Genomic DNA, 15000 nt, shown 5'->3' on the forward strand with positions numbered 1-15000 from the left:
ATCTCCACCAACTGGCAGACCATGTGCAATACGAGTTACTTTAATACCTGTCGGCTTTAAGAGGCGGGATATATACATCGCTGTAGCTTCCCCTTCAATATTAGGGTTTGTTGCTAATATTACTTCTTGTACTGTTTCATCGTGCAGTCGCTTTAAAAGTTGCGGGATATTAATGTCTTCTGGTCCAATTCCCTCCATTGGAGAAATAGCACCACGCAACACATGATATACACCTTGATACTCTTTCATTTTTTCCATTGCGATTACATCTTTCGGTTCTTGCACAACACAAACAACCGATTGATCTCGATGTGAATCATTACAAATATAACAAGGATCACGGTCAGTAATATGTCCGCATACAGAACAATACGCTAAATCTCGCTTCGCATTCACAAGCGCTTTTGCAAAACCTAACACATCATCTTCTTTCATATCTAATACGAAAAATGCCAAGCGAACCGCCGTTTTTGGTCCGATCCCTGGCAACTTCATAAAACTATCAATTAATTTCGATATTGGTTCTGGATAATGCATATATCAGTATCCTCCTAGAACATTCCACCCGGTAAGTTCAAGCCTTTTGTAAATTTACCCATTGTAGAATTTGAAAGTTCATCAGCTTTTTTAAGTGCATCATTTGTTGCAGCTAACACTAAGTCTTGTAACATTTCGATATCTTCTGGATCTACAACTTCTTCTTTAACTTTCACTTCAAGAATTTGCTTATGACCATTTGCAATAACTGTGATCATACCGCCGCCAGCTGTACCTTCAACCGTTTTTTCGCCAAGTTCTTCTTGCGCTTTTGCCATATCTTTTTGCATCTTTTGCATTTGTTTCATCATATTATTCATATTTCCCATTCCGCCACGCATCATAATTAATTCCTCCTAATTATTATTACTCTTTTATTTCAATAAGTTCTTGCCCTACTAATTTTACTGCCTCTTCTATAAGAGGATCTTCTTTTTTCTCTGGGCTTTCTTCAGAATTCCCACCTTCACGCTGTAAAAAATCTTCACGAATTTTACCCCATTCACTTTTTGGAATGGCAATCATATTTAATCTTTTACTTAGCAATTCAAATAAAGCTTGTTCCACTGTATCCATAGCTTCTCGATTTTCGCTTGCCATTTTACAGTGAATCTCATATTGAAACGCTAAAACGTAAGTATCATCCGAAGCCGCTACTGGTTCGCTATTTTCTAATAAAACAGCAAAGGCTACTTTGTTGTATGATTTGAGTCTTCCTAACAACTCACCCCACACAGCTTTTAATTGTTCTAAATCCTGACGCTTTGCGTGCTTTAACACTTCATTTACGCGTCCAACAGGAATCTTCATGCTCCCTGTCCGCACTGGCTTTGGTGCTGCACGTGTCTCCCTGACTTCCTGCTGTACACCAGCCGGCACACCATTCTTTTTGACTTCTTCTAACTCTTTCTCCAATTGCTGCATCCTGTTCATAATCGCTTGTAAACGATCTGTGCCGTTTGCTTGCATCATAAACTGTTGACACAGTTGTACCATAACAACTTCTAAGAAAATTCGCGGATGATTTGTCCACTTCATTTCCTGTTGTCCCTTACTAAGAGTATGAATGATTTCATAGATTGCTTCCGGTTTCATTTCTTCACTTAACATCCGGAATTGCTCATCTACCATTACTCGTTCCAACATATGTTCCAGTTGTGGTGAAGTTTGATATAAAAGCATATCGCGATAATAATAAATGAAATCCTCCATAAAACGAACCGGATCTTTCCCTTTACCCATCATCTCATCTATGATACGTAATGCCCTTGATACATCATTTTCACGTATACATTCTACTAAGTTACCTAAGTATTGCTGAGAAACAGAACCTGTTACAGCTAATACATCTTCTGTCGTAACTGTTTCATCACTATAAGATATTGCCTGATCAATAAGACTAAGCGCATCACGCATACCACCTTCAGCGGCACGTGCAACAATTTGTAACGCCTCATCTTCTACTTGCGTGCCTTCATTGGTCACAACCGTCGATAATCTCTCAACAATATCATTTACTGATATTTTTCGAAATTCAAAACGCTGGCAACGTGAAATAATTGTAGGCGGTATCTTATGTGGTTCTGTTGTCGCCAAAATAAAGATGACATGTCCAGGCGGCTCTTCTAACGTTTTTAAAAGCGCATTGAAGGCACCCATAGAAAGCATGTGGACTTCATCAATAATGTATACTTTATATTCTACAGCACTTGGAGCATATTTTACTTTATCTCTAATATCTCGAATTTCATCTACACCGTTATTTGAAGCCGCATCAATTTCTAATACATCTGAAATGGATCCTTGTGTAATCCCCAAACAAGAAGGACATTCATTACAAGGTTCAGCTACCGGAGCATGTTCACAGTTAATTGCTTTTGCAAATACTTTTGCAATTGTCGTTTTTCCTGTTCCTCTCGGCCCAGAAAATAAATAAGCATGTGAAACTTTCTCTTGAAGAAGGGCATTTTGCAACGTTTTTGTCACGTGCTTTTGACCAACTACATCTTCAAACTTTTGCGGTCTCCATGTTCGGTATAACGCTTGGTATGACACGAAAATACGGCCTCCCTCAAAGGTTATTATCTCATTTATTATAACCCATTCTGTTTATAGATTCCAAAAGTTATTTTCTATACAAAAAACCCACCTTAGTTAAGGTGAGTTTTGTATACATATATAACTGCCGTGCACCTTCTGTCGATTACGTACCATAAGCGTTACTCAAGCAGTTAGCTCGGTTCAGGCACTCCTGCGGCACACGAGAAGACCCGCTTATTGCTGCTTCCTTCCGGACCTGACAAGGTTCACGGGGTCCCGTTGCGCAGGACCCAAACGTCAACACCACTTACTTAAGGCAGACCTTACAGCAACATAACCTCGAGAAGGGATTCGGCCTCGCTAGAGCGGATTGCGAGTATAGGGCACCGCTACCTCCCCGCTTAGCACGGCAAAGTTAAAACCAATATTCGGTTGCCTTCATTAAAGGCATTATCAGTATAACTTGTTTTTTTATAAAATGCAAATACGTTAATTCTCGTTGCTTTTCTCTAATTTCTTGATCGCTTTTCTTTTTTTACGAAGTTCTCTAAAAAAGTTTGTTAACAGCGTACCGCACTCTTCTTCTAATACACCAGCTACCACTTCACATTGATGATTAAAGCGTTCGTCCGTTAAAAGATTCATCAATGTCCCTGCACATCCGCCTTTCGGATCACTTGCACCATATACAACTCGCTTCACTCGCGATAAAACAATTCCACCTGCACACATCGGACAAGGCTCTAATGTTACATATAACGTCGCATCTTCTAAACGCCATGTCCCTAATTTTTTACATGCCTCATCAATTGCTAACAACTCAGCGTGAGCTATTGATCTTTGCTCAGTTTCCCTTAAATTATGAGCAACACTAATTACTTCACCATCCAATACTATAACTGCACCAATCGGTACTTCTTGTATTGCCTCTGCTTTTTTAGCCTCTCCTATTGCTAACTGCATAAAATAAATATCTTGATCGTGTTCCATACCATAGTCCTTTCATTACAAATAACGTACACTTATTTCCATTTACTACACATGGGATAACTTTTACAAATTCAATCCACCCTAAGAAAAACAGAGAGGGGATTACATATGAAGAATACTGCCTTACTCATTATCGATATGATTAATGATTTTCAATTTTCACACGGGCCCACCTTAGCCAAGAAATGCGAAATTATAACAAATCCTATTTTACAATTAAAGAAAACGATGACATCCTTCGGTTATCCCATAATTTATATTAATGACCATTATCAACTTTGGAGATCTGATATTGACCAACTCATTACCCATTGTACAAATGAGTATAGTGAAAATATCATTCATAAGATTGCTCCAAATTCTGATGATTACATTTTTATTAAACCACATTACTCTGCTTTTTATGAAACACCTTTAAATTCTTTATTAGGATATTTAAAAATAGAAAATCTAATATTAACAGGAATCGCCGGTAATATATGTATCCTCTTTACAGCTAACGATGCTCATATGAGAAATTATACACTGTATGTACCACAGGACTGTATTGCCTCTAATCATGATCAGGATAACCTGCATGCTTTAAAAATAATGGAAGCCACATTAAAAGCAACTATAGTACCGTCATCTCAAATCAAATTTAATTAATACATATATCTATTTTCTAACTTTTTATATCAAATTAACCCGCTCGCTTCCCTCTTGTGCTACAATAATTCTGTTTTGTGTTTTTAGTAGTCACGGTAAATCACTGATTGAAAGGAGGAAACAGCGTGACCGGAGTACCATTTATTACGGTTGAAGGACCAATTGGTGTTGGAAAAACTTCACTTGCGAAGGAAATTTCAACTCACATGCAACTCCACTTACTGAAAGAGATTGTTGATGAAAATCCTTTTTTAGGAAAGTTCTATGAAGACATCGACGAATGGAGTTTTCAAACAGAGATGTTCTTTCTTTGTAATAGATACAAACAATTAGAAGATATTAACATAAAGTATTTGAATCAAAGGAAGCCAGTAGTAGCAGATTATCATATATTTAAAAATTTAATTTTCGCATCACGTACATTAAAAGATTCTCAATACGACAAGTACATGCAAGTCTACCGTATCCTTACACAAGATATGCCTGTACCAAACGTTATCGTTTATTTAACAGCTAGCCTTGAAACATTACAAACACGAATTGCAATGCGCGGAAGAGAATTCGAAAAAAATATGGATCCAAATTACTTACTACAGCTCACAAAAGATTACGAAACAGCAATGGATACTTTTAAAAAGGATCATCCAGACATTCCGGTATTAAAATTTAACGGAGACGATATGGATTTTGTAAAAAATCCTGATGATTTAAACGTCATCCTATCTGCCCTTCAAAATACTCTCTTAAAGGAGTCGAAATAATAATGAATTTAAGGCAAAAATATGATATACCAAATGACGCAGTAATCACTATTGCTGGAACAGTAGGTGTCGGTAAATCAACTATGACAACTGCATTAGCTAACGCTTTAGGTTATCGCACATCATTTGAAAAGGTAGATTCGAACCCGTATTTGGACAAGTTCTATGCTGATTTCACACGCTGGAGCTTCCACTTGCAAGTGTACTTTTTAGCAGAACGATTTAAAGAACAAAAAAGAATTTTTGAATATGGTGGCGGTTTTGTTCAAGATCGCTCTATCTATGAAGACACTGGAATTTTCGCAAAAATGCATCATGAAAAAGGGACAATGACGGAAACCGATTATGAAACATACAAAGGTTTATTTGATGCTATGGTCATGACCCCTTACTTCCCTCATCCAGATTTACTAATTTACTTAGAAGGTTCTTTCGATGATATTGTTGATCGTATCCAAGAACGCGGACGCCCGATGGAACAACAAACACCAATTGAGTATTGGAAAGAGATGCATGGACGTTACGAAAACTGGATTAATAACTTTAATTCATGCCCTGTTTTACGATTAAACATTAATGAATACGATATTTTAAAAGATGGCGATTCCATTGAACCAATCATTAAAAAAATTGGCCATTTTTTAAAACAAACACGTAAACTTGTAAAATAAAAAACCCGTGCATACGCACGGGTTTTTCTATTAAATTACTTCTTTTTTGTTGGAGCAATAATTTCACTCTCAGGTTTGCCAGCGTTAATACGCTGACGAACAGTACTTGTACTAATATCGTATGTTTCAGCAATCTCTTTAACAGTCATTTCTTTCCCGTTAATCACTGCTGTTAATACTTTACCTGTACGTTTTGGAGCTGCTTCTTTCTTTACAGCTGCTTTTTCAACTTTTTTTGGTGCCTCTACTTTTGTCGCAGTTTGCTTTACACCACAAGTGCAACCACAAAGTTTACGGAATGTATCATCGCTAATAATGCGTGACACATTTGCACCACTGTTTAAAATTCTATTGTTCTTACAGACAGGACATTGTACATAATATAAAGTTTTTCCATCTAAAGGAAACGTTTGTATAATAAGATCCATGTTGACTCCTTTCATATCTATGAAGATAATCATCGGAATATGAGTGTGTAATAAGGAGAAAATCGCCTTACACCATACTTTATGATTGGTTTTAAAATAAAAACTCGTTACGTGTTGGTAACGAGTTCTCCAATCTCCACTTATATGCGCTGTTGTCAATTATATCTGGAGGAGGTAGAGGGATTCGAACCCCCGCGCGACTCTCGCCGCCTGTCGGTTTTCAAGACCGATCCCTTCAGCCAGACTTGGGTATACCTCCATATTGACATCAAATATAATATCAAAAGAAAAACAGTTAGTCAACCCTACTAAAATAAATTATGAGGAAAGGAAAATTTTACTTTCCCTCTCCTACATTACAGTACTGACAACGCTCATAATTACCAATCACTCATACCGATGAATGTTTAACTTTACTTAATAACTGTTTTTCCTCCCATATAAGGGCGAAGAACTTCTGGAATTATAATTGTACCATCTTCTTGTTGGTAGTTCTCTAAAATAGCTGCAACCGTACGGCCAATTGCAAGACCAGATCCATTTAATGTATGAACATGTTCTGGTTTTCCGTTTGGCTCACGACGGAAACGGATATTTGCACGTCTCGCTTGGAAAGCTTCAAAATTACTACAAGAAGAAATTTCACGATATGTGCCATAGCTTGGAATCCATACTTCAATATCGTATTTCTTCGCTGCTGTAAATCCTAAATCACCCGTGCACATGCTCATAACGCGATATGGCAACTCTAATAATTGTAACACGCGTTCTGCATCATTTGTTAGTTTTTCTAACTCTTCATAAGAATCTTCTGGTTTTACGAACTTCACAAGCTCTACTTTATTGAACTGATGCTGACGAATTAAACCACGTGTATCACGGCCAGCTGAACCTGCTTCAGAACGGAAGCAAGAGCTAAATGCAGCATATCTGATAGGCAATTGCTCTTTATTCAAGATTTCATCACGGTGCATATTTGTTACAGGTACTTCAGCCGTTGGGATTAAGAAGTAATCTTCACTTTCAATACGGAATGCATCTTCTTCAAACTTTGGAAGTTGTCCTGTTCCTGTCATACTTGCACGGTTTACCATATACGGAGGTAATACTTCTTCATATCCATGCTCGTCAGTATGAAGATCAAGCATAAAGCTAATTAAAGCACGCTCTAATCTTGCGCCAGCACCTTTGTAAAATACGAAGCGGCTTCCTGTTACTTTCCCAGCACGTTCAAAATCTAAAATCCTTAAATCCGTAGCAAGATCCCAATGTGGTTTTGGTTCAAAAGCAAATTCTTTCACTTCTCCCCAAGTACGCGCTACTACATTATCATCCTCTGTTTCACCAACTGGAGCAGACTCATGAGGGATATTTGGAATAGATAACATTAATCTTTCTAAATCTTCTTCAACTGTACGAAGTTCATTATCAAGATCTTTTACTTTTTCTCCAACTTCACGCATTTCTAGAATTAGAGCTTCTGCATCTTTCTTTTCGCGCTTCAATACAGAGATTTGTTGAGATACTTCATTACGTTTGCTTTTTAGTTCCTCTGTTTGAACAAGTAACTCTCTTCTTCTCGTATCCAGTTCTTCAAAGCGACCAAAATCAGTTAAATCTTCGCCTCTATGCTGTAACTTTGCCTTTACTTCTTCAAAGTTTGTACGTAAAAATTTAATATCAAGCATTATATACTCCTCCTTTTATTTTATAAAACACAAAAAACTCCCGTCCCTATATATAAAGGGACGGGAGTTTACCCGCGTTGCCACCCTAGTTGAAAGCATTACTACTTTCCTCTCAAGTAGAAATAACGGCTCTTCACCGGGAATGCTTACTAATCATAAAGATATTCCACATTCCATTCCAGGATGGATTCACAAACTGTTTCTATCGATTTCCACCAACCATCGACTCTCTATAAGAAACGACATTTGTTACTATTTCCTATCAACACGCTTATTTTATAAAATTGTTACCATCAATTTACTATAATCTTATACAAGTTGCAAGTTACTTACACAACTTTTTTCATTTTTGCTTCTTTTACCATTTCTACAAAGTATGCTGTCACACGATGATCATCCGTTAATTCTGGATGGAATGAAGCAGCTAAAAACTGATTTTGTTTTACCGCTACCATTCGATCACCATGTGTGGAAAGTACTTCAACATCATCAGCTACATTTACAACATACGGAGCACGGATAAATACACCAATAAATTCTTCTCCTACACCTTTCATTGAAAGTGTGGCTTCAAAGCTATCTTTTTGGCGCCCAAACGCATTGCGCTCAACAGTAATATCCATAGCACCAATATGTGCTTCTTCATAGCCAATAAGTGTTTTTGCAAGAAGAATCATACCTGCACATGTACCAAACATTGGTTTACCAGACTTCGCGAATGTACGAAGTGGTTCCATAAAAGCATACTTATCAATCAGACGGCGCATTGTTGTACTTTCACCGCCTGGTAAAATAAGACCATCAATCTCTTCAAGTTGCTCTATACGCTTTACAACAACAGCTTCTGCACCACTTGCTTCAACTGATTTTACATGCTCACGAACTGCACCTTGAAGGCCTAGTACACCGATTTTCACCATTTTAAAGTTCTCCTTCAATTACCATCCACGCTCTTGCATGCGTTGTTCTGGTAATAACGTTGAAATTTCGATACCTTTCATCGCATTACCTAATCCTTTAGAAAGGCTTGCAATTAGTTCGTAATCCTCATAATGAGTCGTCGCTTCAACGATTGCACGTGCAAATTTCTCTGGATTCTCTGATTTGAAGATACCAGATCCAACAAATACACCATCGGCACCAAGTTGCATCATTAACGCTGCATCTGCTGGTGTTGCTACACCACCTGCTGCAAAGTTTACAACCGGCAAACGACCAAGACGTTTAATTTCAAGTAGTACTTCATAAGGAGCACCAGTATTTTTTGCATATGTCATTAACTCATCTTCACGTAGATTTGCAACTTGACGGATTTCTGCATTGACTTGGCGCATATGACGCACTGCCTCTACAATGTTTCCTGTTCCTGGTTCACCTTTTGTACGAAGCATTGATGCACCTTCTGCAATACGACGTGCAGCTTCTCCGATATCACGGCAACCACATACAAATGGAACTGTGTAATCACGTTTATTTAAATGGTATACTTCATCAGCAGGAGTTAATACTTCACTCTCATCGATATAGTCTACCCCTAATGATTCTAATACACGTGCTTCTACAAGGTGACCGATACGGCATTTTGCCATAACCGGAATTGACACCGCACCCATAACTTCTTCAACAATTGTTGGGTCTGCCATACGAGAAACGCCACCTGCTGCACGAATATCTGCTGGTACGCGCTCTAATGCCATAACGGCAACTGCGCCTGCCTCTTCTGCAATTTTTGCTTGCTCAGCGTTAATTACGTCCATAATAACGCCGCCTTTTTGCATTTCTGCCATTCCACGTTTTACACGTTCTGTCCCTGTTACATTTGTCATGTTACAAAAACCCCCCTAGGTGAATTGCTTTTCCCCGTTAAAGGCGAAAATTAAGAATACTCTTACATTCTACCACTAACTATCAGATGCTTGTCTACTACTTTTTCATAAAGTCGGTATGAAAAATAGGAATAAGAAAAAGCCCCTACAATGAGGGGCTTTTAAAACCAACCTTTTACTGTATCAACAGCACTATTCCACATACCACTAAAGAAAGAACCGATTCCACGCATAGAACGAGTAAACCAATTCGCTTCTTCCACTGCAGATGTTGTTACAAGATCTATTTGTAATGACTTACCAGATAAAAATCCAGGATCATTCGTATCTTTTGGTGTAATTACCATTTGACCAAGTACAGCTCCCTTTTTAATAGGTGCTTCTTGTCCCTTACTTGCTTCTGTTAATTCTGTTTTATAAACATCTTTACTTCCTTTTGGCATCGGAAGTGAAACAGTTTGTTTTGTTTGAACTGCTACATCTTTATCTTTAGCATTTTCTACTCGTACTGTTTCTTGTCCTTTTACTGAAGAACCTTTTTTATATAATTGCTTCATTTCAAAATTAGCAAATCCATAATCATATAATTTCTTTGTCTCATCGAAACGTGCGTCACGAGACTTCGTTTTAATAACTACAGAAATAAAACGCATACCATCTCTTTCAATTGTACCAGTGAAACAATCCCCTGCTTCTGGAGTTGATCCTGTTTTCAAGCCATCTACACCATCATATGCCTTAGATAAACCTGGTAACATCCAGTTCCAGTTAATCATCTCAATTCGATCCGTAGTACCTTCACGGAATGTCTTTTTTGAAATTTTCGCTGTATCTAATGTTTTAGGGAAATCTTGAATAAGGTGTTGTGCTAAAATTGCTACATCTCTTGCAGCCATTTTATTTTCTTCATCTGGAGTTGTCCCCTCAGGATGCTGTCCTTTTAAATCTTTGTTCGTTAAGCCGGTAGAATTTACGAACTTGTAATTTTTTAATCCAAGTTCTTTCGACTTATCATTCATCAGTTTTACAAATTCTACTTCTTTTCCGGCAACTGCTTCAGCTAAAGCTATCGTTGCACCATTAGCAGAATAAATTGCCATTGCTTCATATAGCTCTTTTACTGTATAAGAATCACCGTTTCGTAGCGGCACATTTGATAATGAACGATCTTGCGAAATTTTATACGCATATTCAGAAACCTTAACTTTCTGATCCCATTTTAGTTTCCCTTTCGCAACAGCCTCGTTCACTAAATATTCACTCATCATCTTTGTCATACTAGCAATTGATAATAATTCATCTGCATTCTTTTGATACAAAATTTTCCCAGAATTTGCTTCAACTAAAATTGCTGCTCCTGCTTCGATGTTTAAAGCAGCTCCTGTTTCTGCTGATGCATTGCTGTATGGTAACAATATACTACAAGCTAGTGTAAACATTGTTACTAATGCAATGAATCTTTTGCAAAACATACCTTTCACTTTTGCTACCCCCAATATCTATGTACTCACATAACCGTTATTTTAACATAATCAAAAAAAAATAGACAGAGATATCAAATCTCCGTCTATTTGTATATAAGACACTATAATGAGTAGTTTGGAGCCTCTTTTGTAATTTGTACGTGATGAGGATGGCTTTCACGTAAACCAGCGCCTGACATACGAATGAATTGTGCATTCTCACGTAAGAATTCTAAATCTTGTGCTCCGCAATATCCCATACCTGCACGTAATCCACCAACCAATTGATGAACTGTATCTGCTAAAGGTCCTTTATATGGTACTCGTCCTTCAATACCTTCTGGAACAAGTTTTTTATTTCCTTCTTGGAAGTAACGATCTTTACTTCCTTTTTCCATCGCTCCGACAGAACCCATACCACGATATACTTTAAATTGACGACCTTGGTAAATTTCAGTTTCTCCAGGGCTTTCAGCAACACCAGCAAACATACTACCTAGCATGACAACGTGTGCTCCTGCTGCTAAAGCTTTAACCATATCACCGGAGTACTTAACACCACCATCAGCAATTACTGGGATGCCGTGTTTACGAGCTTCTGTTGCACAATCATAAACTGCTGTTAATTGTGGTACACCAACGCCAGCAACAACGCGTGTCGTACAAATTGAACCTGGTCCAATACCTACTTTAACTACGTTTGCACCAGCTTCAATTAATGCTTTTGTCGCTTCAGCAGTAGCAACATTTCCTGCGATAATATTTAGTGATGGATATTTCGCACGAACTTCTTTTACTTTATCGATAACACCTTGAGAATGTCCATGAGCTGTATCCAGAACGATTGCATCTACCTGTGCTTTTACTAATGCATCGATACGAGTCATAGCATCAGCTGTTACACCAACCGCTGCTCCGACTAATAAGCGTCCTTGCTTATCCTTCGCAGAATTTGGGAATTCAATTACTTTTTCAATATCTTTTATTGTAATAAGCCCTTGTAATACACCGTTGTTATCAACAAGAGGGAGTTTTTCAATTTTGTACTTTTGTAGGATCTTTTCAGCTTCTTCTAGCGTTGTACCAACCGGAGCTGTAATTAGCTGTTCTTTTGTCATTACGTCGGAAATCTTGATTGAGTAGTCTTGGATAAAACGCATATCACGGTTTGTAATAATACCAACTAATTTTCGCTCGTCTAGATTATTTACAACCGGTACACCTGAGATACGGTATTTCCCCATAAGATGTTCTGCATCATACACTTGATGTTCTGGAGTTAAAAAGAAAGGATCTGAAATAACACCACTTTCAGAACGTTTTACTTTATCAACTTGCTCGGCTTGTTGTTCAATAGACATGTTTTTATGAATAATTCCCAAACCGCCTTGACGAGCCATTGCAATAGCCATATCCGCTTCTGTTACTGTATCCATTCCTGCACTAATTAACGGGATATTTAACTGTAAGCTTTCAGATAACACTGTTTTAACACTTACTTCTCTTGGTAATACATCTGACTTTGCTGGTACAAGTAATACGTCATCAAAAGTCAAACCTTCTTTAACAAATTTAGATTCCCACATAATTGTTCCCCCCATGATACCAGAAATTATTATTAGTAGCTTATCAATTGGTTAAAATACTGTCAAGGACGTATATATATGTTAGAATTTTTAGACAATAAAAGGAGCGTAATATATGCATCAAACACATTGTACTTGGCAGCAATTAAGTTTCTTCTTTTCATCTCAAAATGTACAACGTTATCTTGCCCGTTGTTATGAAAAAACCTCCATACAAGATGCTGAAAAAAAAAGTTTCGAGAATTGTTATCCCTTTATTTATTACTTAGAACATGGGAAAAATTATTATGAATTATATAAGGTAGCCCCCTTTTCCATTCAACCAATGTTATTGTTTTATGGAATGAGCCAACTTTTTAAAGCTTGTTTATTAACCATTGATCCTAACTATCCAGAATCCACTACTGTTTTAGCTCATGGTGTTACGACTCGTAAACGGAAAAAACAGGGATATCAATTTTTAGAAGATGAGGTGAAGGTACAAAAAAACGGATTATTTACTCATGTTGCAGAACAGCTGTTTCACATGAAACACTTAGAAGCAGAGAAGTTCAACATGTTGGATTTAATGGGGAATATTCCTGAATTACAAAACTTATTTCGCTATAGTCACAGAGGGGCCACTTTATATAAAATCGTTTCAACAAATACAAATGAACTTTCTTTTTCAGTCAACATACTAGATCGACTCCATATGACTACAGAAAGATTTTCACGTTACATTGAATCAACTTGCAAGCATTTATCCTTGCAACATATCCCCGGGAAAACGAGCGAATCCAACTTGCTTTTTACAGCTCCTATCCAATCGTGGAATCCTATTTATAGTACGCCCTTATACTACGAATATCTTGCTGATACTTATTACTTACCACTTACAACTGACCCTAGAAATCCTAAACCAGTATTACCTGAACTTCTTGTTCATTATTTATTGCTCTACAATTTAAGTATGATTTCTAGATACGAAACAGATTGGTGGTATGATTTACTTGGAAGCTATGGTTCTGAGGATTACCCATTTATTTATCAATTCCTTACCATTTCTGCTCAAAAAATCCCTTACTATATTTCGGCTTTTTTACTGGCAGAGCCGGGCCTATTTCATGGGAAATAAGAAAAAAACACAAGTCAAAAGACTTGTGTTTTTAGTTGCTTGGCGACGTCCTACTCTCACAGGGACAAGGTCCCAACTACCATCGGCGCTAGAGAGCTTAACTTCCGTGTTCGGTATGGGAACGGGTGTGACCTCTCTGCCATCATCACCAAACTATGAAGGCATATTCCTTCAAAACTAGATAACATTTGCTTCATATTATATGGTTAAGTCCTCGATCTATTAGTATTCGTCAGCTCCACATGTCACCATGCTTCCACCTCGAACCTATCAACCTGATCATCTTTCAGGGATCTTACTAGCTTACGCTATGGGAAATCTCATCTTGAGGGGGGCTTCATGCTTAGATGCTTTCAGCACTTATCCCTTCCGCACATAGCTACCCAGCTATGCCCTTGGCAGAACAACTGGTACACCAGCGGTGCGTCCATCCCGGTCCTCTCGTACTAAGGACAGCTCCTCTCAAATTTCCTACGCCCACGACGGATAGGGACCGAACTGTCTCACGACGTTCTGAACCCAGCTCGCGTACCGCTTTAATGGGCGAACAGCCCAACCCTTGGGACCGACTACAGCCCCAGGATGCGATGAGCCGACATCGAGGTGCCAAACCTCCCCGTCGATGTGGACTCTTGGGGGAGATAAGCCTGTTATCCCCGGGGTAGCTTTTATCCGTTGAGCGATGGCCCTTCCATGCGGAACCACCGGATCACTAAGCCCGACTTTCGTCCCTGCTCGACTTGTAGGTCTCGCAGTCAAGCTCCCTTATGCCTTTGCACTCTACGAATGATTTCCAACCATTCTGAGGGAACCTTTGGGCGCCTCCGTTACACTTTAGGAGGCGACCGCCCCAGTCAAACTGCCCACCTGACACTGTCTCCCGGGTCGATAAGACCCGTAGGTTAGAATTTCAATACAGTCAGGGCGGTATCCCACCAGCGCCTCCACCGAAGCTAGCGCTCCGGTTTCAATGGCTCCCGCCTATCCTGTACAAACTGTACCAAAATTCAATATCAGGCTACAGTAAAGCTCCACGGGGTCTTTCCGTCCTGTCGCGGGTAACCTGCATCTTCACAGGTACTATAATTTCACCGAGTCTCTGGTTGAGACAGTGCCCAAATCGTTACACCTTTCGTGCGGGTCGGAACTTACCCGACAAGGAATTTCGCTACCTTAGGACCGTTATAGTTACGGCCGCCGTTTACTGGGGCTTCAGTTCAGAGCTTCGCTTACGCTAACCCCTCT

At 38.6% G+C, this 15000-nt stretch carries 14 protein-coding genes, 1 tRNA gene, 2 rRNA genes, 1 other RNA gene and 1 other annotated feature (2 of these 19 running past the window's edge); of the genes, 4 read left to right on the plus strand and 14 right to left on the minus strand.

Annotated elements, in window-relative coordinates; genetic code table 11:
• The 5 genes from recR to tadA all read right to left on the minus strand — a co-directional run.
• On the minus strand, positions 1-537 hold the 5' portion of the coding sequence (recR, locus tag QCI44_RS28215) for a recombination protein RecR (protein WP_000559169.1). The gene continues 60 nt to the left of window position 1, outside the view; 537 of the gene's 597 nt are visible here — the first part of the coding sequence; its start codon is at positions 535-537; the stop codon falls past the left edge of the window.
• Positions 538-551: 14 nt separating this feature from the next.
• Entirely contained in the window at positions 552-878 is a 327-nt protein-coding gene (locus tag QCI44_RS28220) for a YbaB/EbfC family nucleoid-associated protein (RefSeq protein ID WP_170930109.1), read from the minus strand.
• A 25-nt stretch (positions 879-903) separates the two neighbouring features.
• Complete coding sequence (gene dnaX / locus QCI44_RS28225; RefSeq protein WP_016085322.1) at positions 904-2592, minus strand: DNA polymerase III subunit gamma/tau; 1689 nt, start codon at positions 2590-2592, stop codon at positions 904-906.
• A gap of 130 nt (positions 2593-2722) precedes the next feature.
• Positions 2723-2987: signal recognition particle sRNA large type (gene ffs, locus QCI44_RS28230), an RNA gene on the minus strand.
• Positions 2988-3066: 79 nt separating this feature from the next.
• On the minus strand, positions 3067-3567 hold the full coding sequence (gene tadA / locus QCI44_RS28235) for a tRNA adenosine(34) deaminase TadA (RefSeq protein WP_016085323.1): 501 nt from the start codon (positions 3565-3567) through the stop codon (positions 3067-3069).
• A gap of 108 nt (positions 3568-3675) precedes the next feature.
• Between tadA and QCI44_RS28240 the strand changes: the two genes are divergently transcribed.
• The 3 genes from QCI44_RS28240 (at position 3676) to QCI44_RS28250 (ending at position 5647) form a co-directional block, all read left to right on the plus strand.
• The gene (locus QCI44_RS28240) at positions 3676-4215 is read left to right on the plus strand and encodes a cysteine hydrolase family protein (protein WP_016085324.1); all 540 of its coding nucleotides are present in this window, start codon (positions 3676-3678) and stop codon (positions 4213-4215) included.
• 125 nt (positions 4216-4340) lie between these two features.
• Entirely contained in the window at positions 4341-4976 is a 636-nt protein-coding gene (locus QCI44_RS28245) for a deoxynucleoside kinase (RefSeq protein ID WP_016085325.1), read from the plus strand.
• A gap of 2 nt (positions 4977-4978) precedes the next feature.
• Positions 4979-5647 (plus strand): deoxynucleoside kinase, encoded by a 669-nt coding sequence (locus QCI44_RS28250; protein WP_001053585.1) that lies wholly within the window; start codon positions 4979-4981, stop codon positions 5645-5647.
• Positions 5648-5682: 35 nt separating this feature from the next.
• On the opposite strand, the gene QCI44_RS28255 is transcribed toward QCI44_RS28250, so the two are convergent.
• From QCI44_RS28255 to guaB, 7 genes are all read right to left on the minus strand, one after another.
• Positions 5683-6075 (minus strand): sigma factor-like helix-turn-helix DNA-binding protein, encoded by a 393-nt coding sequence (locus QCI44_RS28255; RefSeq protein ID WP_016085326.1) that lies wholly within the window; start codon positions 6073-6075, stop codon positions 5683-5685.
• Between the two features lie 166 nt (positions 6076-6241).
• Positions 6242-6334: transfer RNA gene (locus QCI44_RS28260), tRNA-Ser, on the minus strand.
• A gap of 154 nt (positions 6335-6488) precedes the next feature.
• Positions 6489-7763 (minus strand): serine--tRNA ligase, encoded by a 1275-nt coding sequence (gene serS, locus QCI44_RS28265; RefSeq protein WP_016085327.1) that lies wholly within the window; start codon positions 7761-7763, stop codon positions 6489-6491.
• Between the two features lie 53 nt (positions 7764-7816).
• Positions 7817-8038: a binding site (T-box leader), on the minus strand.
• Between the two features lie 54 nt (positions 8039-8092).
• Positions 8093-8683, minus strand: coding sequence for a pyridoxal 5'-phosphate synthase glutaminase subunit PdxT (gene pdxT, locus QCI44_RS28270; RefSeq protein WP_016085328.1), 591 nt, complete (start codon positions 8681-8683; stop codon positions 8093-8095).
• Positions 8684-8701: 18 nt separating this feature from the next.
• Positions 8702-9589 (minus strand): pyridoxal 5'-phosphate synthase lyase subunit PdxS, encoded by an 888-nt coding sequence (gene pdxS, locus QCI44_RS28275; protein ID WP_016085329.1) that lies wholly within the window; start codon positions 9587-9589, stop codon positions 8702-8704.
• Between the two features lie 161 nt (positions 9590-9750).
• The gene (locus tag QCI44_RS28280; protein ID WP_141537656.1) at positions 9751-11061 is read right to left on the minus strand and encodes a serine hydrolase; all 1311 of its coding nucleotides are present in this window, start codon (positions 11059-11061) and stop codon (positions 9751-9753) included.
• A 113-nt stretch (positions 11062-11174) separates the two neighbouring features.
• Positions 11175-12638: an IMP dehydrogenase gene (guaB, locus tag QCI44_RS28285; RefSeq protein ID WP_016085331.1), complete on the minus strand. Its 1464-nt coding sequence runs from the start codon at positions 12636-12638 to the stop codon at positions 11175-11177.
• Positions 12639-12753: 115 nt separating this feature from the next.
• On the opposite strand from guaB, the gene QCI44_RS28290 reads away from it, so the two are divergent.
• Positions 12754-13755: a YaaC family protein gene (locus QCI44_RS28290; protein WP_016085332.1), complete on the plus strand. Its 1002-nt coding sequence runs from the start codon at positions 12754-12756 to the stop codon at positions 13753-13755.
• Between the two features lie 37 nt (positions 13756-13792).
• Here the strand turns inward: QCI44_RS28290 and rrf are convergent.
• Positions 13793-13908 (minus strand): 5S ribosomal RNA (gene rrf / locus QCI44_RS28295).
• Between the two features lie 49 nt (positions 13909-13957).
• Positions 13958-15000, minus strand: a 23S ribosomal RNA gene (locus QCI44_RS28300); it runs 1879 nt beyond the window's last position.

The sequence above is a fragment of the Bacillus cereus group sp. RP37 genome (assembly GCF_040459695.1).
GTDB lineage: Bacteria > Bacillota > Bacilli > Bacillales > Bacillaceae_G > Bacillus_A.

Bases quoted from the DNA above. Each gene is read 5' to 3' on its own strand.
- tadA (WP_016085323.1), bottom strand. From the start codon at position 3,567: ATGGAACACGATCAAGATATTTATTTTATGCAGTTAGCAATAGGAGAG.
- QCI44_RS28280 (WP_141537656.1), bottom strand. From the start codon at position 11,061: ATGTTTTGCAAAAGATTCATTGCATTAGTAACAATGTTTACACTAGCT.
- QCI44_RS28220 (WP_170930109.1), bottom strand. From the start codon at position 878: ATGCGTGGCGGAATGGGAAATATGAATAATATGATGAAACAAATGCAA.
- pdxT (WP_016085328.1), bottom strand. From the start codon at position 8,683: ATGGTGAAAATCGGTGTACTAGGCCTTCAAGGTGCAGTTCGTGAGCAT.
- QCI44_RS28250 (WP_001053585.1), top strand. From the start codon at position 4,979: ATGAATTTAAGGCAAAAATATGATATACCAAATGACGCAGTAATCACT.
- guaB (WP_016085331.1), bottom strand. From the start codon at position 12,638: ATGTGGGAATCTAAATTTGTTAAAGAAGGTTTGACTTTTGATGACGTA.
- QCI44_RS28255 (WP_016085326.1), bottom strand. From the start codon at position 6,075: ATGGATCTTATTATACAAACGTTTCCTTTAGATGGAAAAACTTTATAT.
- serS (WP_016085327.1), bottom strand. From the start codon at position 7,763: ATGCTTGATATTAAATTTTTACGTACAAACTTTGAAGAAGTAAAGGCA.
- QCI44_RS28240 (WP_016085324.1), top strand. From the start codon at position 3,676: ATGAAGAATACTGCCTTACTCATTATCGATATGATTAATGATTTTCAA.
- QCI44_RS28290 (WP_016085332.1), top strand. From the start codon at position 12,754: ATGCATCAAACACATTGTACTTGGCAGCAATTAAGTTTCTTCTTTTCA.
- pdxS (WP_016085329.1), bottom strand. From the start codon at position 9,589: ATGACAAATGTAACAGGGACAGAACGTGTAAAACGTGGAATGGCAGAA.